The organism is Sphingopyxis sp. Soil_C_28 (assembly GCF_057657055.1).
The window spans coordinates 713,588-735,157 of the sequence record NZ_JBDGJE010000002.1 but is presented as its reverse complement, the minus strand read 5'-3'; the positions used below and the strand labels follow the sequence as shown (position 1 = coordinate 735,157).

23 protein-coding genes are annotated in these 21,570 nt (G+C 64.6%); 6 read left to right on the top strand and 17 right to left on the bottom strand.

Annotated elements, in window-relative coordinates:
* Positions 1-19 precede the first annotated feature (19 nt).
* From lepA to AC3A43_RS11710, 4 genes are all read right to left on the bottom strand, one after another.
* Positions 20-1,843 carry a translation elongation factor 4 gene (gene lepA / locus AC3A43_RS11725; protein WP_487792711.1) on the bottom strand — a complete coding sequence of 608 codons (1,824 nt, stop codon included), beginning with the start codon at positions 1,841-1,843 and terminating at the stop codon, positions 20-22.
* 45 nt (positions 1,844-1,888) lie between these two features.
* Positions 1,889-2,767: a transposase gene (locus tag AC3A43_RS11720; RefSeq protein WP_487792710.1), complete on the bottom strand. Its 879-nt coding sequence runs from the start codon at positions 2,765-2,767 to the stop codon at positions 1,889-1,891.
* A complete protein-coding gene (locus tag AC3A43_RS11715; protein ID WP_487792709.1) occupies positions 2,755-3,825 on the bottom strand; it encodes a HEAT repeat domain-containing protein in 1,071 nt (356 codons plus the stop codon). Before AC3A43_RS11715 ends, AC3A43_RS11720 begins: the two co-directional genes overlap by 13 nt.
* A gap of 70 nt (positions 3,826-3,895) precedes the next feature.
* Positions 3,896-4,042, bottom strand: a complete 147-nt coding sequence (locus tag AC3A43_RS11710) for a hypothetical protein (RefSeq protein WP_487792708.1) — start codon at positions 4,040-4,042, stop codon at positions 3,896-3,898.
* Between the two features lie 177 nt (positions 4,043-4,219).
* Between AC3A43_RS11710 and AC3A43_RS11705 the strand changes: the two genes are divergently transcribed.
* Positions 4,220-5,170 (top strand): beta-propeller fold lactonase family protein, encoded by a 951-nt coding sequence (locus AC3A43_RS11705; protein ID WP_487792707.1) that lies wholly within the window; start codon positions 4,220-4,222, stop codon positions 5,168-5,170.
* Between the two features lie 326 nt (positions 5,171-5,496).
* Positions 5,497-6,660, top strand: a complete 1,164-nt coding sequence (locus tag AC3A43_RS11700) for a helix-turn-helix transcriptional regulator (protein WP_487792706.1) — start codon at positions 5,497-5,499, stop codon at positions 6,658-6,660.
* 94 nt (positions 6,661-6,754) lie between these two features.
* On the opposite strand, the gene AC3A43_RS11695 is transcribed toward AC3A43_RS11700, so the two are convergent.
* Both AC3A43_RS11695 and AC3A43_RS11690 read right to left on the bottom strand, forming a co-directional pair.
* Positions 6,755-6,976: a hypothetical protein gene (locus tag AC3A43_RS11695; protein WP_487792705.1), complete on the bottom strand. Its 222-nt coding sequence runs from the start codon at positions 6,974-6,976 to the stop codon at positions 6,755-6,757.
* A gap of 247 nt (positions 6,977-7,223) precedes the next feature.
* Positions 7,224-8,444: a polyhydroxyalkanoate depolymerase gene (locus AC3A43_RS11690; protein WP_487792704.1), complete on the bottom strand. Its 1,221-nt coding sequence runs from the start codon at positions 8,442-8,444 to the stop codon at positions 7,224-7,226.
* A 275-nt stretch (positions 8,445-8,719) separates the two neighbouring features.
* Between AC3A43_RS11690 and AC3A43_RS11685 the strand changes: the two genes are divergently transcribed.
* From AC3A43_RS11685 to AC3A43_RS11675, 3 genes are all read left to right on the top strand, one after another.
* A complete protein-coding gene (locus AC3A43_RS11685) occupies positions 8,720-8,977 on the top strand; it encodes a YjhX family toxin (protein WP_487792703.1) in 258 nt (85 codons plus the stop codon).
* 114 nt (positions 8,978-9,091) lie between these two features.
* Positions 9,092-10,876: an ABC transporter transmembrane domain-containing protein gene (locus tag AC3A43_RS11680; protein ID WP_487792702.1), complete on the top strand. Its 1,785-nt coding sequence runs from the start codon at positions 9,092-9,094 to the stop codon at positions 10,874-10,876.
* A gap of 24 nt (positions 10,877-10,900) precedes the next feature.
* Complete coding sequence (locus AC3A43_RS11675; protein ID WP_487792701.1) at positions 10,901-11,440, top strand: DUF1993 domain-containing protein; 540 nt, start codon at positions 10,901-10,903, stop codon at positions 11,438-11,440.
* Positions 11,441-11,460: 20 nt separating this feature from the next.
* On the opposite strand, the gene AC3A43_RS11670 is transcribed toward AC3A43_RS11675, so the two are convergent.
* The 11 genes from AC3A43_RS11670 to AC3A43_RS11620 all read right to left on the bottom strand — a co-directional run bounded on the left by AC3A43_RS11670 (position 11,461) and on the right by AC3A43_RS11620 (position 21,184).
* Positions 11,461-11,901 (bottom strand): ExbD/TolR family protein, encoded by a 441-nt coding sequence (locus tag AC3A43_RS11670; RefSeq protein WP_487792700.1) that lies wholly within the window; start codon positions 11,899-11,901, stop codon positions 11,461-11,463.
* Between the two features lie 235 nt (positions 11,902-12,136).
* Positions 12,137-13,255: an OmpA family protein gene (locus AC3A43_RS11665; protein ID WP_487792699.1), complete on the bottom strand. Its 1,119-nt coding sequence runs from the start codon at positions 13,253-13,255 to the stop codon at positions 12,137-12,139.
* A 130-nt stretch (positions 13,256-13,385) separates the two neighbouring features.
* Complete coding sequence (locus tag AC3A43_RS11660; protein WP_487792698.1) at positions 13,386-13,838, bottom strand: DUF2793 domain-containing protein; 453 nt, start codon at positions 13,836-13,838, stop codon at positions 13,386-13,388.
* 12 nt (positions 13,839-13,850) lie between these two features.
* A complete protein-coding gene (locus AC3A43_RS11655; RefSeq protein WP_487792697.1) occupies positions 13,851-16,028 on the bottom strand; it encodes a phage tail protein in 2,178 nt (725 codons plus the stop codon).
* A gap of 74 nt (positions 16,029-16,102) precedes the next feature.
* A complete protein-coding gene (locus AC3A43_RS11650) occupies positions 16,103-16,525 on the bottom strand; it encodes an NlpC/P60 family protein (RefSeq protein ID WP_487792696.1) in 423 nt (140 codons plus the stop codon).
* A complete protein-coding gene (locus AC3A43_RS11645; RefSeq protein WP_487792695.1) occupies positions 16,518-17,354 on the bottom strand; it encodes a DUF2163 domain-containing protein in 837 nt (278 codons plus the stop codon). Before AC3A43_RS11645 ends, AC3A43_RS11650 begins: the two co-directional genes overlap by 8 nt.
* Positions 17,348-19,672: a DUF2460 domain-containing protein gene (locus AC3A43_RS11640; RefSeq protein WP_487792694.1), complete on the bottom strand. Its 2,325-nt coding sequence runs from the start codon at positions 19,670-19,672 to the stop codon at positions 17,348-17,350. The genes AC3A43_RS11645 and AC3A43_RS11640 overlap by 7 nt, the downstream gene beginning before the upstream one ends.
* On the bottom strand, positions 19,672-20,256 hold the full coding sequence (locus tag AC3A43_RS11635) for a tail tape measure protein (protein ID WP_487792693.1): 585 nt from the start codon (positions 20,254-20,256) through the stop codon (positions 19,672-19,674). Before AC3A43_RS11635 ends, AC3A43_RS11640 begins: the two co-directional genes overlap by 1 nt.
* On the bottom strand, positions 20,249-20,452 hold the full coding sequence (locus AC3A43_RS11630; RefSeq protein WP_487792692.1) for a phage tail assembly chaperone: 204 nt from the start codon (positions 20,450-20,452) through the stop codon (positions 20,249-20,251). Before AC3A43_RS11630 ends, AC3A43_RS11635 begins: the two co-directional genes overlap by 8 nt.
* 1 nt (position 20,453) lies before the next feature.
* The gene (locus AC3A43_RS11625) at positions 20,454-20,762 is read right to left on the bottom strand and encodes a gene transfer agent family protein (RefSeq protein ID WP_487793043.1); all 309 of its coding nucleotides are present in this window, start codon (positions 20,760-20,762) and stop codon (positions 20,454-20,456) included.
* Between the two features lie 14 nt (positions 20,763-20,776).
* Positions 20,777-21,184, bottom strand: coding sequence for a phage major tail protein, TP901-1 family (locus AC3A43_RS11620; protein WP_487792691.1), 408 nt, complete (start codon positions 21,182-21,184; stop codon positions 20,777-20,779).
* Positions 21,185-21,233: 49 nt separating this feature from the next.
* Between AC3A43_RS11620 and AC3A43_RS11615 the strand changes: the two genes are divergently transcribed.
* Positions 21,234-21,569 (top strand): hypothetical protein, encoded by a 336-nt coding sequence (locus AC3A43_RS11615; protein WP_487792690.1) that lies wholly within the window; start codon positions 21,234-21,236, stop codon positions 21,567-21,569.
* Position 21,570: the final 1 nt, after the last annotated feature.

Sequence of the window (21,570 nt, the reverse complement as noted above, 5' to 3'; positions counted from 1 at the left end):
CTTTGACGAAAAGGGCGGATTAGGCGTCGTCCCCCATCCGCAATGCAGCAATAAACGCCTCCTGCGGAATGTTTACATTGCCGTACTCACGCATCCGCTTTTTGCCCTCTTTCTGCTTTTCCAGCAGCTTTTTCTTGCGGGTCGCGTCACCGCCGTAGCATTTGGCGGTCACGTCCTTGCGCAGCGCGGCGATGGTTTCGCGGGCGATCACCTTGCCGCCGATCGCGGCTTGGATCGGGATCTTGAACATGTGGCGCGGGATCAGGTCCTTCAGCCGCTCGCACATGCCGCGGCCGCGCGTTTCGGCGGTGCCGCGGTGGACGATCATGCTCAGCGCGTCGACCGGCTCGTTGTTGACGAGGATGCTCATCTTGACGAGGTCGCCGGGGCGGTGGCCGATCTGGTGATAGTCGAAGCTGGCGTAGCCGCGGCTGATGCTTTTCAGCCGGTCATAGAAATCGAACACGACTTCGTTGAGCGGCAGTTCATAGGTGATCTGCGCGCGGCCGCCGACATAGGTGAGATTTTTCTGCACCCCGCGGCGGTCCTGGCACAGCTTCAGGATCGGGCCGAGATATTCGTCGGGGACATAGATCACCGCCTCGATCCACGGCTCCTCGATCTCTTCGATGCGGTTCGGGTCGGGCATGTCGGCGGGGTTGTGGAGTTCGATCTCCTTCGCCGCCTCATTCTTGGTATGACCCAGCTTCAGCTTGTACACCACCGACGGCGCGGTGGTGATCAGGTCGAGGTCATATTCGCGGGTCAGCCGCTCCTGAATGATCTCGAGGTGGAGCAGGCCAAGGAAGCCGCAGCGGAAGCCGAAGCCGAGCGCCGCCGAGCTTTCCATTTCGAACGAGAAGCTCGCGTCGTTGAGGCGGAGCTTCTGGATGCTTTCGCGCAGCTTCTCGAAGTCGTTCGCGTCGGTCGGGAACATGCCGCAGAAGACGACGGGCTGGACTTCCTTGAACCCCGGCAGCGCCTTGGCCGCGGGCTTTTTCGCGTCGGTCACGGTGTCGCCGACGCGCGCCTGTGCGACGTCCTTGATCTGCGCGGTGATGAAACCGATCTCGCCGGGGCCCAGCTCGGCGAGCTGCTCGATCTTCGGCGTGAAACAGCCGACGCGGTCGATCAGATGGGTGGTCCCCGCCTGCATGAACTTGATCTGCTGACCCTTTTTCAGCACGCCGTCGATGACGCGGATCAGGATGACGACGCCGAGGTACGGGTCGTACCAGCTGTCGACCAGCATCGCCTTGAGCGGCTCATTCGCGTCGCCCTTCGGCGGCGGGATGCGCGTGACGATCGCTTCCAGCGCTTCCTCGATGCCGATACCGGCCTTTGCGGATGCGAGCACCGCATCGTCGGCGGGCAGCCCGATGATGTCCTCGATCTCGGCCTTCACCTTGTCGACGTCGGCCGCGGGCAGGTCGATCTTGTTGATAACGGGCACGATTTCATGATCATGCTCGATCGACTGATACACATTCGCCAGCGTCTGCGCCTCGACGCCCTGCGCCGCATCGACCACCAGCAAAGCGCCCTCGCACGCCGCGAGGCTGCGCGACACTTCATAGGCGAAGTCGACGTGGCCGGGCGTGTCCATCAGGTTGAGTTCGTACGTCTCACCATCATGCGCCTTATACTTCAGGCGCACCGTCTGCGCCTTGATCGTGATCCCGCGCTCCTTCTCGATGTCCATATTATCAAGGACTTGCGCCGACATCTCGCGCGCGGTCAGCCCGCCGGTGAACTGGATCAGCCGGTCGGCAAGCGTCGACTTGCCATGGTCGATGTGCGCAATGATGGAGAAGTTGCGGATATGCGAAAGCGGAGTGGTCATGCGCCGCGCCCTAGCAGCCGAAAGCGGCGCTGTCAGCAGGCGAAGCTACAGGCTCAGCCAGCGTGCACAATCGTCGCGAACACGAGGGTCACGGTCGGCCAGTCCGCGTTCCAATATGGTGACCGGTTCCGCCGCCACCGCCGCAAGCGCCGCAATTGCATTCGCACGCACCCGCGGCACCGGATGCGCCTTCGCGAACTGTTCGGCAACATCGCGCCCATTGTCGGTCAGATGCACCGCGCAGCGGAGCAGCATCTCCCCGCTCGTCAGCGTCGGGCGTTTGGCGATCGTGCCGTGCTCGAGGTCGACGATATATTGATCGCGCCAGGGAACATGTTCGCCTTCGTCCATGATGTTGAGACTGACCGACAGGCTGGCCGGAGGAAGCTGACTATGGATGTCACGGTGAGCGCGGTAGAGCATCATCCCGCCTTGGCTCAACTGGCTGCGCTCTACAAATGTCAGGTTCAACGGCTCACCAAGGCGACCGTCGACGGTTTCGGGGTCGTAATCAAAATAATCGCTGACATAGCCCGGACCGAAATAGCCCGCGGTGAGGAAAGAGAAATTATGGTCGTGCGGAATGCGGTAGGAGAAAGCGGCGGAGCCGCTCGCGATATAGGCGGCGTCGCGTTCGGAGGGCCACATATTGGCACGAAGGTAAAACCCGCGCGGGCTGCGGTGGAGCAAGAAAACTTGCGCGGAATAGCGGTTGATTTCGAGCTGGTCGGCGTAGCTGGCCTTGAGCGCGGCGATGACGCGGTCGGCGAGGAAGTCGGGATTACGCGCAAGGCCGGCAAGCAGATCGGCGCAGGAAGCGATGCTGTCCTCATCGGTGAGATCGACGCCGATCTCATCGATGTGCGCAGCGACGTCGTCGAGGTCCAAAGCGACGCCCGCGGGCGGGTCGATCAGGCGGGGCATGGCGCGGCCCCCGAAGCGCGGGGAGCGGATATAAGGGTGGAAGGCTCCGGGCTCGTGCAAGGCCCCGGCCTTCCACCCCCCTCCCGCCCCGTCTCACCGGAAGGCAGGGAGAAGAGCGCGAGCGTCGCCGCGGCGGCGCGGCGAACCTCTGAATGCGGATCGGTCGCCGCCATGCGCTCGAGAGGTGCGCGCGCCGTCGCGGGGTCGAGAGCAACCAGCTCGCGCATCGCGTTCCAGCGTGCTGCAAAATCCTCGCTTCGGGTCTCCGCGACGAAGAAGGGCGCGGCGTCAGCGCGCCCGAGATGGCGGAGCAGCGTAAGCGCGATCTGGCGAAAACTGCTGTCGCGACGCGACGCGCTGACATGGATCAACTTCCCGCTCGCAATATCATAGGCCCGCATCGGGAGCGGTGACGGTGGCCGGACGGTGAGTTCGAGAAACAACAGGTCGCGGGCGCCTCCCGCAAAGGTGAAGCCTTGGCGCGCAGTGTCGAGATGCAGCGTCTCGCCGGTCTGTAGCCGGCGCGGCGGCAGGCTGCGACAGGAGGCCGCAGCGCTCGCAGTGAAAGCGCCCGCTTCCTCTGCTGCGCTGACCGTAACCTCGTGCATGCAAAGCTCGGCACCACCGCAATCGATGATATAAAGCGCCGCGCGGCCGGGAACAAAGACCATCGCGGCGGGGGCGGGCGCATTCGCCGCAAAAGGCCGCAGATGGAGCGTCAGACGGATCGCCCCGCGATCGGCGAGGATCAGCCCGCCGGCACCGCCCTCGCCCCCACCCAGAGGACGCAAAGGCGGGCGCGCAAAATAATCGGCCGTCAGCAATGCCAGCGCCGCGTCGAGCCGCGTCCGGAGCCAATCTATATTGGTGAGCCACGGCAGAAGCCCCACGATCGCGAGATCGGCGGGCGCATCAGCGAGCGTGTCGATCGCGAAGATCAAACCGTCGGGGGCGACGTCGGCGATACTCCACGCGGCATCGAGGTCTGTTACGGCGCGGCGGATCGCCAGCCGGCGCGCTGCATCTGTGCCGGGAAAATGATTGTGGCGGGAGGACATGGCGCGTTTTACCTAAAACGGGGGAACCGATGGCGCCGCATTTGGCATGCTCATCGGTCCCCGCCGCAGATTATTCGTAGACGATGAGCGCGATGGTAACCGCGAGTTCGAACAGCGATGGACCAGAAGACGCGGTTTCGCCGACGAGCGAGCCGAACAAGCCAACCGCGGTGTCGAGCAACGGCAACGCCTCGATATCGATGGATGACAGACCCATATTCCCCCTCCTGTCTTGACCGGCGGCGCGAAAGGCCGCCGGGAACATCGGCTAGGAACGTGCGGGCATGCTTTACAGTTAACTTATCGTAATGCGGGCCATGTCGCTGGTCGAAGCCGGGTTGTCGTTGCCGCGCCCGCGGATAGGGTGGCACCCTCAAAAACCGGGAGACCTGCCATGCGCCGCACGATCACCGCCGCCTTTTGCGCCCTCTTTCTCACCGCGCCGACCAGGGCCGAAACCCTGCTCGTCGGGAACAAGGGGGAGGATACGCTGAGCGTTATCGCGCTTGCATCGGGCGAGGAACTGGCGCGGCTGCCGACGGGCAAGATGCCGCACGAGATTGCGATCTCGCCCGACGGCAAGCAGGCGGCGGTCGTCGCCTATGGCAGCACGACGATCGACGTGTTCGATGTGGCGAGCCGGACCAAGGTCCGGACGATCGACCTCAGCCCCAACCAGCGGCCGCACGGGCTGCTGTGGCTGTCCGACGGGCGGCTGGTCGCGACGACCGAGGGCAGCGATTCCGTTGCGGTGGTTGCGCCCGATGGCAAGCTGACGTCGATTTCGACCGGGCAGAAGGGGACGCATATGATCGTCGTCGCGCCCGGCAACCGCACCGCCTACACCGCCAATATCGCGTCGGGGACGGTGAGCGTGCTCGACCTCAAGACGGCAAAGAAGCTGCGTGACTTCGCTGTCGGCGGCAAACCCGAGGGGCTGTCGCTGACCAAGCAGGGGGACGAACTCTGGATCGGCGATCTCGATGCGCCGCGCGTGCAGGTCTGGGACACGAACAAGGGCAAGAAGATCGCGGAACAGCCCGTCGATCCGGTCGCGATCCGCGTGTTGACGAGTCCCGATGGAAAATTCGTCGCGACGAGCAACATCGCCGCGGGGACGATAAACCTGTTCGATGCCGAAACGCGTGCGCCGGTGCGAACGATCATCGTGTCGGGTGAGCAGGCAAAGGGCCAGGTAACATTGCTGTTCAGCGCTGATTCGAAGCGACTTTATGCGGCCGAAACGGGGCACGATAAGGTAGCCGAAATCGACCTCGCGAGCGGCAAGGTGCTACGCCGGATCGCGGCGGGCAAAAACGGCGACGGATTGGCGATCGCCCCCTGATCCTCGATCTGCCGCAAGTCCACTTTTGGGGGAAGAGCCGCCGCATTTTCTGACGCGGAGTGTCTTCTACGGGGTGAAGCCGGATATGGCCGGGATCTTCCGCACACAAAAATGAAGTCCGCCGGCAAGCCGACGGACTTCAAGAGAGCAAGATGGCCTTGGTTCCACCTTCCTCGGGTCGCACCACCTGAATGACCGATTCGGGCGATTGTTTCACTACCCACCTGGGTAGGAGACAGAATATTTTCATTTTATCGCATTGCACTTGCTATCCGCACCGCGCTCCTATCAAATGGCGGTGCTGCGGGTCTTCTGGGGGGAAGTGCATGCAGGTGGGCAATATTTCGACCTTTCCTACCGACCATAATGCGCCGGACGAATGGGAAGTGCTCAACGCACTGATCGGGCAAGTCTACGACTCGGTACTCCATCCCGAAAGCTGGAACGAAACCCTCGCCCGCATAACGGCCACGCTTTGCCCACTCAGCTGGGAGGCCGCCTTCATCCTGTGGGAGGGGAATAATCCGCCGACGGCGCGCTTCGTCGCGGCGAGCGGACTTGCTGCGGGCGTGCAGGAAATCTATTCGGCGGTCTACGCCGGCAACCACCCCTGGTCGCGAAAACTCATGCGCTACGGCAACGGCAGCGTCGTCGACAGCAATGACATCATGACGCGCGAGGAGTTTCTGGAAACCGAATTTTTCCGTAATTTCCTTGCGCCCTGGGGGATCGACCGGATGATCGCGGTGCTGCTCGATCGGCGCGGCGGCGAACGGCTTGGGCTGATGATCCCCGGCCCCGGCGACCGCGACGTCGCGCAATTGAAGCGCGGCCTTCGCGTCCTTGCGCCGCATATCCAGCGCGCGATGCGGATCAGCGATCGGATCGCGACGCTCGACCTTGCCGCGGGCGCCGCCCGCGCCGCTGCCGACGCCGCACCCTTCGCAATCTTCAGTCTCGACGACCAACTCAATATTCTCGCGGTCAACAGCCGCGCTGCACGCTATGAGAAGGCTGGCTTCATCCGCACCGCGCAGGACCGCTTCGCCTTCACCCATCCTGCCAGCCAGAAACACCTCATCAACCTGGTCAAAAGCGCCGCACCCGCCGGGCTGGCCTTTCAAGCAGTCAGCCCCTCGGGCAAAGAATGCCCAGTGCTGGTCGCGCGTATCACGCGCCAGTCGGCGCAGCAGATGAACGGCATAAGCCTTGGCGCCTCGCTGATCGTCACCTTGGGCAGCTCGCCGGGAGAAACCCCGGTGGTCGAAATTGACCGCGTTGCGCAATGGTTCGGTCTGACGCCAGCCGAAGCCCGTCTCGCTGTCGCACTCGCCGCGGGTGATACGCTGCAAGATTATGCCGCGCTGCGCGCCGTCAGCGTCAACGCCGTGCGTTTCCTGCTGAAAGGCATTTTCCGCAAGACCGGCGCCACGACGCAGGCCCAGCTCGTCGCGCTGCTCGCGCGCCTGCCAGCACCGGGGGCGGCCTAGCGCCTCGGGCTGCAGTCTCCCGGCAAGTGATTTCGGGGTGAGCACGCCTGCAAAATAGGCGCCCGCCGACAGATAGGCGATGCCCAGCACAGCGCTAAAGAGAATATGATCGGGCAGGTGACAAGGCAAAGCGCCCGCGCAGCAGGATCATCGCCGCAAAGACACCGATGGCCCCAATTTGGGCCAAACCGACCGAAAACATCTCGCCGCCCTCGCCCTTGTGAAGAAACAGCAGCACGGCAAGGCCGATCCAGAGGATCGCATCGTCCAGCGCGACGATGCGCAGCGAGAGGTTGCCGAGCGGACGGTCCGCCATCGCCCCGCGAACCAATCCGCAGCAAAGAACCAGCATCAGCAGGAAACAGACGAGGTCGACGAGGAATGCTATGGGAACAAGCTATCCCCCGCATCTAAGGCGGGCAAGCTCTATTGTGAACGTTATCGTTTGGCCGCTCGCTGACCATAAGGCCGACGATCAGGTTGGGTACGAGGCAAAAAGTTCCTCCCATCGCTGCGCGACAGGGGGGACCATCCTGTTCAATTAGGTCAGCTGCAAACCGACATCAGCCGCCGTGCGCGCGGATCCATTTCTCCACGACCGGCGCAATCTCGTCGCGCCATTTACGGCCGTTGAAGATGCCATAATGGCCAACGCCCTTCACCATCAGATATTTCTTCTGGTCGGCGGGCAGCGACTTGGCGATCGTCAGTGCCGCCTTGGTCTGGCCGATCCCCGAAATATCGTCGCGCTCGCCCTCGATCGCGAGGATCGCGATATCCTCGATCGCACCGACATCGACAGGTTGGCCTCGGTGCAACATCTCGCCCTTTGGCAGCAGGTGGCGCTGGAACACGACATCGACCGTCTGAAGGTAGAATTCGGACGTCATGTCGCACACCGCGCGATATTCGTCATAAAATTCCTTGGTCTTGTCCGCATTCTCACCGTCGCCGTCGACCAGATGTTTGAACATGCTCCAATGGCTCATCATATGATTGCCAAGGTTCATCGACATGAAGCCGGCAAGCTGGAGAAAGCCCGGATAGACGCGTCGGCCCGCGCCCGGATAATAGGCCGGCACGGTTGCGATGACATTTTCCTGGAACCATGCGTGCGGCCGCGTCATCGCATGCTCGTTGACCGCGGTCGGCGCCTTGCGCGTGTCGATCGGGCCGCCCATCATCGTCAGCGTCTTCGGTCGGCACCTGTGCTTGTTCGCCGCCATGATCGCTGCAGCGGCGAGACTCGGCACCGACGGCTGGCACACCGCCAGCACGTGCGCATCGGGGCCGATATGTTCGAGCCACGAAATCAGATAATCGATATAATCGTCGAGATCGAACCTGCCCGCCTCCAGCGGCACGTTGCGCGCGTCGCGCCAGTCGGTAATCCAGACGTCATGCCCGGGCAGCATCCGTTCGACCGTGCCGCGCAGCAGCGTGGCATAGTGGCCCGACATCGGCGCGACGATCAGCAGCTTGGGCGCGTCTTTCGATCCCTTGTGCTTGAAATGCTTGAGCTGGCCGAACGGCTTGCGCGCCTCCACAACCTCGGTCACCCGGACCATCTCACCCTCGACTTCGGCTTCGTAGAGCCCAAACCCCGGCTTGCCGCGCGGCGCCGACGCATGCGCGAAGACCTCGAGCGCCGAGGCAAACATCGGGCTGCCGCTGAAATAGCCGAGCGGATTCGCAGGGTGCTGCATCACCTGTGCGCCCGCGGTAGCCAGCGCACTCGCCCCTGCGAGCCAATTCTTCTGCATGTCAAAGGCGTGATAGAGCATATGTAATCGTTCCTTGCGTGGCCCCGGCGGCGCTCTTCGGCGCCTGTGCGTTGGTTAGCAGTCTAGGGGCTCCGCCCTATTGTGCAATGCATCAAAATCATTGCGGGACGTCCCGGTTGCGAATATTCTGCGCACACGGCGCGTGATGCGCCGAAGGAGTGAATATGTCTGAGATTGCGGGCAACCGCTAACATCCCGGCGTAATCGGGATGTGCGCAGCGTGCGGGCCAACGGGCCAGCGCGCCTTTGTTGCTTGAAAATCCCGGACATATCCCATGAATATTTCGAAAGCGGAGCAGCGCATGCTCCACGTGCTGGCGCAGGGCGGCATGATCCACCATCGGCGCAGCGAAAACGGCCAGATCATCGAAGCGCTGTGCTTCACCCGCGACGGACATGTGCTGGCAAACACGGGTCTGTCGCTGTTCAACCGGCTACGGCGGCGCGGTTTTATCGGTTCGCAGAACGGCGCGCCGTACCGCATCACGCAAGCAGGCCTCCGCGCGGTGCGCGCACAGCTGGACAACCGGTGACAATCGGGCGCGCCCTTTTCGTGGCAATCCTGTCCCCCTGCTTCAAAGCGCTTGAAGCCATGCGTCATTCTGCGGCGTTGAGCGGCATCGGCGGGACTGCTAGGGCCGTCGTCCATGGCGACCACATCCGAAAAATCCGAACAGCCCCGCCGCAAGCTCGGCAGCCTGCGCATGATCTGGCACTATGCCAGCCGCTATCCGCTGCAACTGCTGATCGCCGCCGTCGCGCTCGGTATCGCCGCGCTCGCGACGCTCGCGATTCCTTACCAATTCAAGGAAATGATCGACAGCGGCTTCGTCGCCGGCGGCGGCGACGTCGCCCCGCATTTCCGCTTCTTCTATGTCATCGTGCTGCTGCTCGCGATCGCGACCGCGCTGCGCTTCTATTTCGTCAGCTGGCTGGGCGAACGCACCGTTGCCGACATCCGCCAGGCGGTGCAGCGCAACCTGCTCCGCCTCGCCCCCGGCTTCTTCGAGGAGAACCGCCCGTCGGAAATCGCCTCGCGCATGACGTCGGACACCTCGATCATCGAGCAAACCGTCGGCACCACCGTCTCGGTCGCGCTGCGCAACACGGTGATGGGCATCGGCGGCATCGCCTATCTCTTCACGCTATCGCCCAAGCTGACCGGCGGCATCCTGCTCGGCATCCCGGTGATCATCATGCCGATCGTTCTGCTCGGCCGAAAGCTGCAGAATGTCTCGCGGACGAGCCAGGATCGCGTCGCCGACATCGGCGCGACGACGGCCGAACAACTCGGCGCAATGAAGATCGTCCAGGCATTCGGGCAGGAGGACCGTGAGGCAGAGCGCTTCACGACGGCTGTCGAGGCTAATTTCGCGACGGCCAAGCGCCGCATCCGCCTGCGCGCGGCGATGACCGCGATCGTCATCGGGCTGCTGTTCGGCGCGATCACGACTTTGCTCTGGTATGGCGCCGCGGGCGTCGCGGCTGGAACGATCACCGGCGGCACGATCGCCGCCTTCGTCCTTACCGGCGGACTGGTCGCGGGCGCGTTCGGTGCCCTCACCGAAGTCTATGGCGACCTGCTCCGCGCTGCCGGTGCCGCCGAGCGCCTGAGCGAACTGCTGAATGCCGAAGCCAGCATCGCGCCGCCTTCAAAACCGCGCTCCTTCCCCGAACCACCCGTCGGAACACTCGAGTTCGCGAACGTCGAATTCCACTACCCGACGCGCCCCGACGCCCCGGCGCTTCATAATTTCTCGCTCGCGATCAACCCGCGCGAGACCGTCGCAATCGTCGGCCCCTCGGGCGCCGGCAAATCGACGCTCTTCCAGCTCGCCGAGCGTTTCTACGACCCGAAGGGCGGACAGATCCTGCTTGACGGCATCCCGCTCACCGAAGCCGACCCTGCGGACATCCGGGCACGCATTGCGATGGTGCCGCAGGAAACGGTGATCTTCGCCGCCTCGGCGCGCGACAACCTCCGCTATGGAAATTGGGACGCAACCGACGAGGATCTCTGGGACGCCGCGCGCGCGGCCAACGCGGAAGAGTTCCTGCGCAAGCTGCCGCAAGGCCTCGACACCTTCATGGGCGAAGGCGGCGCGCGCCTTTCCGGCGGCCAGCGCCAGCGCGTCGCGATCGCGCGTGCGCTGCTGCGCCGAGCGCCGCTGCTACTGCTCGACGAAGCGACGTCGGCGCTCGACGCCGAATCCGAAAAGCTCGTCCAGGACGCGCTCGAAACGCTGATGCACGACCGCACGACGATCGTCATCGCGCACCGTCTCGCAACCGTGCGCGCAGCCGACCGCATCATCGTGATGGACGACGGCCGCATCGTCGAAGAAGGCAAGCATGACGTGCTTGTCGCTGCCGACGGGCTCTATGCCCGCCTCGCGCGGCTGCAATTCCAGGACAATCTCGCCGCCTCCTGATCCACTCCGTCCACGAAGGATAAGATGATGCTCTATGACCTCACCGTCCCGGCCTATCAAAACGGCCTGAAAGCCTTGTCGGCAGAGCTCGCCCGCGCGCTCACCTGGGGTTCGGAGAATGGCATCGGCGAATTGCAGTTCGCAGTGGCCCGGCTGGCGCCCGATATGTTCCCGCTCGCCGCGCAGGTCCGCTCGACATGTACGCAGGCGATCCAGCCGCTCACGCGCCTTGGCGTAGAGGGCGGTCCGGAATTTGCCGACGATGCGAGCGATTTCGCCACGATGCAGAACCAGATCGCCGCGGCACTGGCCTTTCTCGACACCGTCGCGGTCGATGCGCTCGGCAATGATGGCGGTCGGGTGGTAAGCTTCGAATTACCGAACGGCATGATCTTCGACATGACGGCGTTCGAATATGTTCGTGATTGGGCGCTGCCTCAATTTTATTTCCACCGCGTCGCCGCTTATGCGGTTCTCCGCCATATGGGCGTCCCGCTCGGCAAGGCCGACTATGTTGGCTACGTGCTGCGCCATCTCCGGCCCGGAACTGCCCCCGCCGGCTGACCGGCGGAGGCCGCCGACCGTCAGATCGCGCTGGCGTAATTCTGGATTCCGGGGAAGGCGAGTTTCGACCCACCATTGCGCCGGATCGCCCCGATCGCCTGATCGACGCGCAGGTAGCGCGCCCGCGCATCGGGCTCGAGCATCAGCGCAGCGGGCGCTGTTCGATCCGACGCCGTCTTCACCAACAGCCCGAGTTGCGCCAGATCGATCGCCTCACCATTCCAACGGATCACATCCGATGTATCGATGGTGATGCGGTTCTCGTCACGAACGTCTGCGGAGCCCGGCTTGATCCCTGGCAACATCACGTCGACGCTATGCGTCGGCGGCGGGATGGTAATGATGAACATCACCAGCATCACGAGCATGACGTCGATCAGCGGCGTGGTGTTGATGTCAGGATCGCCATTGGGATCGGTACGGAAAATACTGCGGTGAAACATGCTGCGACGTCTGCGCATCGTCTCTCTCCCGTTGAGGGAATGCACCTCGATCGACGGGCGCCCACCCCTCTTTGAGGGCCAAAGACCATCTCAAGCCCGTTTGTGATGGTATATCATAAAATAAGCCAGGCAAGGCATAATATCGGGCACCAACAGGAAGCCGCCATCGGCGACGCACGCATAAAGAAAGGGCGGCACCTTGCGGTACCGCCCTCCTTTTTCTTCCAGTCCCAGTCGGGAGCGGAAACCGGTCTTACATGCCCGAGTTCGGACCGTAAGTGATTTCCACGCGACGGTTCTGGTCGTTGCGGACGCCATCGGCGGTTGCAACGGCCGGGCGGCTTTCGCCGAAGCCCTGCGCGCTGATCGAGCCATCCGAGATACCGCGAGCGGTAAGATAGCTGCGAACCGCGGTGTTACGACGTTCCGACAGGCCGACGTTGTACTTGGCCGAACCCGAACGGTCAGCGTGACCGGCGAGCATGACCTGCGTACCCGTGCAACCACGGTTGTAGGCGCTGATCGCGTTGTCGAGAGTCGAAGCGGCTTCCGGCGTGATGTTCGACTGATCCCAATCGAAGTACACGATGTACGGTCCGGGTGCGCATTCCACGACCGGCGGCGGCGGAGGCGGCGGGGGCGGCGGCGGCGGGGGCGGCGGGGGCGGCGGGGGAGCCGGTTCCACCGGCGCCGGAGCACCACCGAAGTTGAACGTCAACGTGCCCAGGATCGAGTGCGAACGGAAGCGCGTCGAAACGTCACGACCGAGCTGGTCGACCAGGTCGAGGTTGTCGGCGTTGAAGAAGCGATACTTCAGGCCAACGTCGATGTTGTCGCTGAGCGGAGCGCGAACGCCGGCAATTGCCTGCCATGCAAAGCCCGTGTCCGAATCGTCGAGGAAGTTACCGGCATAGACCGGCTCAACCGAAACGCGAGCGACACCGGCACCAGCGCCGACAAAGCCCTGAAGACCATCGTCGTCACCGAAATCGAGCATGCCGTTGACCATGAAGCTCAGAGCATTCGAATCACCAGCGAGCGGACGCGAACCAGTGACGAGAGCGCCCGAACCATTAGGGTTCTGCGGGATACCCGGCGTCGTGAAGCGGCCCGACTTGATGTCGGCTTCACGATAGCCGACTTCGACTTCAGCGCGGAAGCCGCCGAAATCATAACCAACGGTACCTTCGAAATCATAACCAGCGCGATGATCGAGCGTACCGGCATTGTTAAAAGTACCGATATCGAGATCAAGGTCTTCGACCAGCATGGCACCAGCACCAACACCGACATACCAAGAGTCGTCGCGCGCCAGGGCAGGCGACGCCAGGGCGGTGGAGGCCAATGCCATAGCGACGGCAAGCTTCCTCATAGTAATTCCCCTTTCAAATTGAGATATACGTCTCGGCAGACGTCCTACTCGCCGCTTTGGTTCCGTGCAAGCTAACAAATCGTGAAACTGTTGCTAAAAAGACGCACTTCGAAGGCCAAAGAACGGAAATTCAGCCTGATATCAGAAGACCCTGCGCGGCGAGGTGAAGGATCAACGTTGAGATGGCACTACGCGCTTCAGAATCGATTGTCGACCCGCCATCGGGCATGTTGATCGTCGCCGGCGCGACCCATATACCGCCAGAATGTCGAAGCCGCACATTATCGGTCAGTCGCATCACCTGCATCCCTTCGCGTGGCGCGACGAATCGCCAGCCACCCGAGGTCCAGAGTATAATCGAGTGCGCCTGTCCGGCCCAGGCACCCGTCGGCGCGGCGTCGGCGATCCAGCATTGCCCCTCAACTGGCGTCGCGGGCGGCACCGCGATCGGGCCCGCTTCAACCACCGCATGAACCAGCGCATCGAGCAGGGTCAGCGCCTCGTTGTGCGTTACCTCCTTTTGCGCCTGCGCAACGGCAAGTAACGGTAACGCAAAGCGCGGTGTGCTCGGCAAGTCGGTCATGAGTTTATCCTTCTATGTCAGGGGCAAGAAAAGAGGGGGCGAGCGCGCGAAATCCCCCACCTGGCGAATTTCCAGCGCACAGCCGGGCGGCAGTGCCGCACGTTCATCCGCACCGATGCTCAGAAGGGGCGACGCGCTCTCCCACGGTCCCACACCCGGAACCGGCGGTGACACCGCGATGCGCCATGCTTCGCGACTTTCGCCGGGTGGCTGATCGACATGGTCGCGCCAGCCGGCGTCTATACGGCTGCGCCCTACCCAACCGATGATCGCACCCCCCTCCCCGTCGGCACGGATATGACCGTGCACCGGAGCCAGCGGCCGTAAGGCGCGGCCGGCAGCCGCTATGTCGATCTCGCTCGACATAGTCCCGCCGCGTGAGGCCCACTGAAACGCCGCGCCGCCGCCCTCCGCCCATCCTCCGAGCGCCTCTGGCAACATCAAAAGCGCCGGATCATCGAGTAGAACGAAGGGTTCACCTGCCAGATGGGTCATTCCACGCTCGGTGCCCGCACGCCCGCGCAGCAGTCGCGAAAGGCGCCAGATCCCGGGCGCCACCACCTCGGCAATGCCGAATTGCAGCAACTCGCCGCCCACCATCGCCCGGTTCGCACCGCCGAGCATCGCCGAATCATTGACCGATTCCAGTGTCATCGCCGGATTGACCAGTTCGACGACCGCAGTGCTCGCCAGGTCGAACAAGCAACCACTCCCCGCGGCCAGCGGTTCGGCAAGCTGTCCCAGCGCGGCGGCAGGACGCACCGTTCCGACCGGGATCGGTTCGGCACCGGCGAACGGGACGAACCAGCAATCGGCGCCGCGCCAGCCATCGTTGCTGCCAGCGCCCGCGATTGCCAACCGCGGCCCCGATGCCGCCGGGCTGCCCATATTAGGAAGGTCGAACAGACGGACCGTGCCAACGGCGTCGGGCCAATCGGGGGCGCCGACCGGAACGCCCGGTTCGGCCGGAAGATCGGCCGCAGGCAGCGGCTGATGACGCCGCAATTCCAGCAAGATTTCGCTCCCGCGAACCGTCCGTCCCGCCAGCCGCCAGCCACTTCCGTCCGCCAGTGCAACGACATGCCCCACGGTCAGGGCCAACGCCGCGAGGTCGGCCTGCCAGATCAAAGTCTCGCGTCCATCCGCCGCCGCGCTGGCGAGCCGCTGTGCCAGCGCCCGCGCCGACGTCGCTGGCAAAACCGCGGGCAAGTCGATCCGCTCTTCGCGTATGCCGCCGCCTGCCACCAGGCTCGTCTGCTGGCCAAGCTGATAGTCGCGCTCAGGCTCGTAGTGACGCAGCCGGATCGTGCCCGGCAGCGAAGACAGCGGCGCACGACGATGCTCGACCTGGTCGCTCGGCGCGTCGACACGCCGTGCCTCGCCGAAGTTGGCCAGCGCCAGTGGCTCCCCGGCCAAAGTCGCCGGCGCCAGCCGCCAGCCGCCGGGGCCGCTCGCCAGTCGCACGCCGTCCGCCTCGAACAGCGGCGCGAGCGCGTCGCGCAAGCGGTCGCCCGAGGCGGCATAGCCGGCAAAGGGCCATTCGCCGTGACAGCGCCCAGCTTCGCCGAACAGGCTGTCTCCGACCAGCCCGGCGTCGGTGCTTCCCGCGTCGGCCTCGACCTCGAACGTCAGCGACGGGATGCGGTTGCCGAACGCGCCAAGCTCGAGGTCTTCGAACACCGCATAGGCAATACCCCGAAACGCGCTCGCCGACCCGATGCCGAGCGCCGAGGCGATCAAGGGATCGACCGCCTGGTCCTCGCTCCCGTCATGCCAGCGAAAGGTGCAACGCTCCTGAAATGTCCCGCTGGTCCCACGCAGCAGATTGCCGTCGGCCCAGATGCGTCCGATTCCCCGAATCCGCCGCGATGACAGCGCGATCGCTAGCGAAACGGCATAGCTATATTCGGTCGTCGACGGCCTCCCCTTGCCGCCGCCGCGCTTGTTCCGCCGCTCGATCAGGTCGGTGGCCCAAATCACGCTCCCCGCAACGCGCATCCCCCCGAATAGCTGCGGGATCTGCTGCCCATAGGTCGACGCCTGGATCTTCAGGTCCGCGAGTCGCGGCCCTTCGCGGCCCTTTGGCTTAAAAATCTCGGCATCGATCTGCTGGCCCACCGCCGCACCAATCGCGGCGCCCACCGGACCCCCGACAATCCCGCCGACCACCGTCAGCACCAAAGTCGCCATGACGCACTCCCGAATGAATGAATTCCATCCCCTTCCACAAGCGTGAGGGGCAGCGACATTTGACGGACTGCTGCCTAGCCGCAGTGGGGTAGGGATTGCTCCAGCCGCCAGCGCGCAGCGCCGCACTCCATGGCATCGAAGGGCGTCTCGACCACCCGGCGCAACCCCGCATGCGCGTGCACCAGACTTTCCGGTCCGATCAGACCGAGGTGGAACTGTCCTGCATCGAATAGGATCAGCGCGACATCGCCCGCACGCCCCTCGCCAGCTACAGGCACAAATCCCGCCGCCGCCAGCCCCGCCTCGATGCGGTCACGCGACCAGCCGCGTATCGGATAGCCGATCGGCCGCACCAGCGGCTTTCCAGCCGCCGCATAGGCCGCCAACACCAGCCCGACGCAATCGAAGCCTGTTACGGGATCGTAGCCCTGCGGCCGGAACCGCACCCCCACCATCGCCCGCGCCGCCGCAAAGACGCGCGCTCCCAGCTCATCCACCAGGATACCGCGTCAACAGATCGTTGCCCGGCAAATGCGCCTCGCCGCGAAAATTGGCCGCATTGCCAAATCGGTCTCGGCAGGTCGCAAGCTGCTTGTCGCAGCCTTCGATCAGCCGCACCCGCGCTGGAAACACAGGGACAAAGGCAGGCGCCTCGGCCAGATGCAATATCGTGCCTTCGGCTGCAATCACCGGGCTCGCCAGCCCGCAATTGGCGCCGTCGATCCACAACATCTCGCCAAACGCCATGTTCGCGGCAGCGCTGTCGAGCGTCACCGCGCGCCCGTCGAGCGCGACCACCCGCCTGACATGCGTCAATGGCGCCAAGTCGATGCGGCACGCCCGATCACCCAGCATCGCGCGGCAGCCCGGCGATGTTGCGGGGCACACCGGCCGATCCAGCAGCCGCGTAACACCCTGAAGCTCTGCGGCAAAAGCTGCCCCGCGCCGTTCGATGGCCCCCAGCGATCCGCGCGCGACCGTTACGGGCGCCGTCTCGGGCGCCTTCCAGTCGGTGACGAACAGCACCAGCTCCGCCCCGTCCCAGCGCCCGGCATCGAGATCGCGCGCCGCGATCGCATCGCTCGCAACTGCGCCCTCCAGGTCCATCGTCCCGGCATCGAGGCTATCGCTCGTCTCCAGCGCCGAAGGCTTCATGCCAGGCGCGGCGCGATACAGCAGGCCGCCGACCATCAGGTCGTTGTCGTGTGACGTCAGCCCGATCACAACCCCGTCGCGCCGCGTCAGCCGCCAGCACCATGCCAGCGTTACCAGTTCCTCGCGCAGCCAGCCCGGCGCCGCGGTCATCATCACTCCCGAAATCACCATGGCGCCCGCACCTCGACCAGCGGCACGCTCGCCATCTCGCCAGCCAGGTACGTCGCGCGGCTCGCCTCCAGCCGATCATCGGCAAAGCGCACCGGCACGTCGAACAGATACCCCGCGCGCACGGCGGAGCCCGAATCCGGCGCGACGTCGAGCAGTATCTCACCGGCCCCGGTCACAAGAAACTCCGCCGTTTCCAACCCATCGACCGACACGCGCACGCTGTCTTCGACCGGCAGCCGTACGCGGCGAACCTGCTCGGCATCGCCGACGCCATAGCGTTTCACCAGCGCAAATTGTCGCCGCACCCCGTCGCCAACGCCGAGCATCTGGTCACCCGCCGTCGGTAACCCGCCATCGACCGCCGAGCTGCAATCGAACGGATCGCGAAAGCGAAACGCGCGCGCCGCACCGCGTCGTGCACGAAAGAAGTCGGCCAACGTTCGCACATCGGCTTCGGACCGGATCCCCGGCCCGGCGTCATAGCGCATCCGCGCGTCGGCCCATTCGCTCGCGCGCTGCTCATGCCCCGACGGCGAGCTTATGATCTGCGTCGAAAATTCGGTCGCGACCATCGCCTCGCGCCCGATCGCCAGCGGAAAATCCACCGCATCGAAAGCCTGCACCGCACCCTCCCCGTCAAAAATCACGAACCCGTCGCGCGCGACCTGCGGCAGCGCCCACACGAAAGTGCGAGCTACTCCCGCGCGCTGTGCATGATCCGCCGCCTCGGCGATCGACGCCCACCCCGCGCGATCCTCGGCCGCGAGCACAAACCCCGAAAAATAATGCTGCTCTTGCGTCGGATAACCGAGTCGCAATGTCATCGCCCTGCGCGCGCCGTCGGTCTCCGCACCGCGCCCGCCGGTCACCCAGTCATAATCCTCCAACTGCAGGACATCGAAAGCCGGCGCCGCCCACGCCAGCGGCACATTCGCGCGCCGCACCGCGGGGGCTGCCGGGTCGAGCACCGTCGGCAGATAGACGAGCAGATGGCTCACCAATCCCCCTGCACCGGCCTCATCGCGCGCTGCGGCGACCAGCGCCGCAGTCGATCCCGCCAACGATGCCCCCAGCGCATCGAGCATGCCTAATTGCGGTGCGGTCAACGTCCCGCGTACATCGGCAATCGGCACGCTCGCCGGCCCCAAAGCTGTCGTCGTCGATGCATCATAAGCGCAAATCCGGCCGCCGCTCGCGATCCACCACCACGGCTCTCCGACCTGAAACTTCAGCGGCAGTCCCGCAGCCGCTCCGATCGCGACAAATGCTCGCGCGACCAACTGCAAATACCCCATCGCGGCGGCATTCGTGGGCGACAACAAGGTCGACGGCGGCTCCCATCCCGTCAGCGCCGGAGAGCCGTCGCTCGCCCGCTGCTTCCAGTCGCCCCAGCAATAGGCGTCGAACAATTCGTAAGAGAGCGACCAGATCACCCCCAACCCCGCGTCGCGGCACGCCGCTGAAAACCCCGCATGCCACGCCGCGCATGGCAGGTTGAGCACGCCCCCTGCCAGGCTTGCACAAAAGCCGCCTCCAGACGCCTCGAGCCGCATATAATGGCTCATCCCGACATAATGGACGACATCGCCGCGATAGCCGAGCTGCACGATCTGCCGCACCAGCCGCGCCGGGGTCAGGTGATAACTGTCGTCATATCCGCTCGCGATCCCCAACCGATGTACGGGCATCACCACATCGCCGACCGCCAGCACCGACCCCGATCCGGAACAGGCGATCGCGCTCATCTCGGCCCAACCCGCGGCGGGCGCGCCCAGCACTCCGTCGCCGCCATCATAGTTCGGCGGCACCAGCGAAATGAACATCCGGTCGATGTCGCCCGCCCACACCGGGTCGGCCTCAGTCGGCAACAGAAAGCCGCCGTTCAGCGCATCGAAATCGAGGCTGATGATCGCATCCTCGCCCGTCCCCACCGCATAATTCCACAGCCGCACATACCACGCCCTCGGCGCGCCCGCCGCGTCGCGCCCCTCGATCGTCAGCGTCGGCCCATGCAGCGCATCGAGCGGCTTCACCCCACCCGACCGCCACCGAAATTTCAGTTGTGTGTTCCGAAAATCGCGCTTCGTTTCATAGGCGAGCAGCGGATGGTCCCAGCGATCTTCGGTATCCCAGATCAGCCCGGCCAGATCCTGTTTCCGATAGAACACCGCCTCGACGCGCAGAGTGCCCGGCGCATCGCTCGTCACGCTCGCCATCATCGGCCGCGCAAAATCGACCGTCCAATAGCGCGGATCGAACCGCTTGAGCCAGCCTCTGCGATGAGGCGGCTCGGCCGCCGCAATCAAAGCCCAACCCATCAATCCTCTCCGCTCGCCACGGCGCGCCGCACCGCGCGCGCCAGCTGCCGCCCCGTCTGCGCCAGCCGCTGCGGCTCGCTTCCCGCTTCGCCGCGCACATTCACGGTGATCGCGATATTGCGCACGCCACCATTGGCTGCCGCCTCGATCCGTCCGCTGGACGTCGGCACGAACAACTCCGGCCCGCGCTCGCCGACGCGATAGGCGCGCCCGGCGCTGACCGGCCCGCCCGTCGCGCGTCCCGGCGCAGCGAACAAAGCCTGCGCGATCGAGGTACCAAGCGAAAGCAGTCCGCCGCCCCCGCCGCTTGCCGTTCCGCCGCCCATCGCCGCGCCGATCCCGTTCGAGATCGCGGCGCGTGCAATGTCGGCCATCACCGACAGCGCAAGCCGCTTCAGATCCTCGAACCCCAGTTTTCCGGAAACGATCGCACGCGACAGCGCCCGTTCGATCGCGCGCCCGGCGGTATCGGCGCCCGAACCCAGCGAACCTTCCAGCTCGCCGCGTAGCGCCGCGATGTCGCGCCGGAACGCGCCCGTGTCGGCACGCACCGCCACGACCATTTCATCGACCTCGTCACCCATCGGGAAACCTCTCCATCATCGCCGCCAGCGTCGCGCCGTCAAAGTCAGCATCTGCTTCGGCCTCAGCCCAACCCGCCAGCACGGCCTGGACATCGGCGGGCGTCGCCGCCCAAAACTCATCGGGCCGCCATCCCGCAACGCGCGCCAGCACGCCCGCAAGCACGATCGCCGCAGGCCCCAGCCGGTCGTCTGTCACCTCACCGCCCCGACAATATCTGGCCCAGCAACGCGCGCAGTGCCGGGGTTACCGCCGCCAACCCCTGACCAACGACGGCCTCGCCAACCGCCTCGCGCGTCAGCGCCTCGGGCCGATCCTTCACGCAATGCCAGAACAGTCCCGCAAGTTCGCCCAGCCCCAGCCGTCCGTCCGCCGCACGCTCGACCAGCGCAAACAGCGGCCCCAGTTCGGCCTCCGCCGTGACCAGCGCAGCAAAGCTCGGGCGCAACACAAACAATGTCTCGCCAACCCGAAGCTCCGCCTCGCCGCGCAGCGCATTGGCCCCCATCTTCGCTAAAGCGCTCACAGGCTGACCACCACGCCACTCGATTCCAGATTCAGCGTGTAATTACGCTCGCCGTTATAATCGCCGGCGTAGTCGAGCCGCGTGACCAGAAAGCGCCCGCGCATCCGTTCGCCACTTTCAAAACTCAGCTCGAAATCGTCAATCGCTCCCGCCAGCGCAGCGCCGCGCACCCGCACCTCGGCGTCCGACCCCGTAAAAATGCCCGCGGCGCTGACGGAAACCGATCGTACCCCGGCGCCCGACAGCAGTTCGCGCCATCCGCCCGAATCCTTCGTCGTGACGTTCACCGCCTCGCCGTTTACCGACAATTGGGTCGTACGCAGGCCCGCAACGGTCTGGTATCCGGGCGGCGCTTCGCCGTCGCCGATCTTGAGCAGAAAAGCGCTCCCATTTTCTATTGCCATCGTCTAATCTCCTCGACAGAAAAACCATCCGAAACTGGGGAGTCACAGGATGCTGATTACGACATTGCTTTTGGTCGCCATGGCGCCCGCACCGACCGGCGCGGTCGACACCACGCGCGCCGCGTTCACCAAATGCCTGCGCGACGACATGAAGAAGTCGCTGGAAGCAAAGGTGGAAGAGGCCGAGTATGAACTGGCGCTCAAGTCGAACTGTTCGAAAGAACGCGACGCCTTCCGCGCTGCGGTGATTGCGCTCGGCCGCTCGGGCGGTGATTCCGAAAAGACCGCGTCCGAAGACGCCGACATGCAGATCGAGGATTACCACGCCAACTTCACCGACAAGTTCAAGGATTATAAATCGAACAACTCGCTGCCGGGGGAGTGAG

Excerpts from the sequence above, each read along its gene's own strand:
- AC3A43_RS11625 (WP_487793043.1), bottom strand. The coding sequence starts at position 20,762 with ATGGGGGCCAATGCGCTGCGCGGCGAGGCGGAGCTTCGGGTTGGCGAG.
- AC3A43_RS11715 (WP_487792709.1), bottom strand. The coding sequence starts at position 3,825 with ATGTCCTCCCGCCACAATCATTTTCCCGGCACAGATGCAGCGCGCCGG.
- AC3A43_RS11620 (WP_487792691.1), bottom strand. The coding sequence starts at position 21,184 with ATGGCAATAGAAAATGGGAGCGCTTTTCTGCTCAAGATCGGCGACGGC.
- AC3A43_RS11645 (WP_487792695.1), bottom strand. The coding sequence starts at position 17,354 with ATGGTGATTTCGGGAGTGATGATGACCGCGGCGCCGGGCTGGCTGCGC.
- AC3A43_RS11700 (WP_487792706.1), top strand. The coding sequence starts at position 5,497 with ATGCAGGTGGGCAATATTTCGACCTTTCCTACCGACCATAATGCGCCG.
- AC3A43_RS11705 (WP_487792707.1), top strand. The coding sequence starts at position 4,220 with ATGCGCCGCACGATCACCGCCGCCTTTTGCGCCCTCTTTCTCACCGCG.
- AC3A43_RS11680 (WP_487792702.1), top strand. The coding sequence starts at position 9,092 with ATGGCGACCACATCCGAAAAATCCGAACAGCCCCGCCGCAAGCTCGGC.
- lepA (WP_487792711.1), bottom strand. The coding sequence starts at position 1,843 with ATGACCACTCCGCTTTCGCATATCCGCAACTTCTCCATCATTGCGCAC.
- AC3A43_RS11690 (WP_487792704.1), bottom strand. The coding sequence starts at position 8,444 with ATGCTCTATCACGCCTTTGACATGCAGAAGAATTGGCTCGCAGGGGCG.
- AC3A43_RS11720 (WP_487792710.1), bottom strand. The coding sequence starts at position 2,767 with ATGCCCCGCCTGATCGACCCGCCCGCGGGCGTCGCTTTGGACCTCGAC.
- AC3A43_RS11710 (WP_487792708.1), bottom strand. The coding sequence starts at position 4,042 with ATGGGTCTGTCATCCATCGATATCGAGGCGTTGCCGTTGCTCGACACC.
- AC3A43_RS11675 (WP_487792701.1), top strand. The coding sequence starts at position 10,901 with ATGATGCTCTATGACCTCACCGTCCCGGCCTATCAAAACGGCCTGAAA.
- AC3A43_RS11670 (WP_487792700.1), bottom strand. The coding sequence starts at position 11,901 with ATGCGCAGACGTCGCAGCATGTTTCACCGCAGTATTTTCCGTACCGAT.
- AC3A43_RS11655 (WP_487792697.1), bottom strand. The coding sequence starts at position 16,028 with ATGGCGACTTTGGTGCTGACGGTGGTCGGCGGGATTGTCGGGGGTCCG.
- AC3A43_RS11685 (WP_487792703.1), top strand. The coding sequence starts at position 8,720 with ATGAATATTTCGAAAGCGGAGCAGCGCATGCTCCACGTGCTGGCGCAG.
- AC3A43_RS11615 (WP_487792690.1), top strand. The coding sequence starts at position 21,234 with ATGCTGATTACGACATTGCTTTTGGTCGCCATGGCGCCCGCACCGACC.
- AC3A43_RS11665 (WP_487792699.1), bottom strand. The coding sequence starts at position 13,255 with ATGAGGAAGCTTGCCGTCGCTATGGCATTGGCCTCCACCGCCCTGGCG.
- AC3A43_RS11695 (WP_487792705.1), bottom strand. The coding sequence starts at position 6,976 with ATGGCGGACCGTCCGCTCGGCAACCTCTCGCTGCGCATCGTCGCGCTG.
- AC3A43_RS11635 (WP_487792693.1), bottom strand. The coding sequence starts at position 20,256 with ATGGGTGACGAGGTCGATGAAATGGTCGTGGCGGTGCGTGCCGACACG.
- AC3A43_RS11640 (WP_487792694.1), bottom strand. The coding sequence starts at position 19,672 with ATGGGTTGGGCTTTGATTGCGGCGGCCGAGCCGCCTCATCGCAGAGGC.
- AC3A43_RS11660 (WP_487792698.1), bottom strand. The coding sequence starts at position 13,838 with ATGACCGACTTGCCGAGCACACCGCGCTTTGCGTTACCGTTACTTGCC.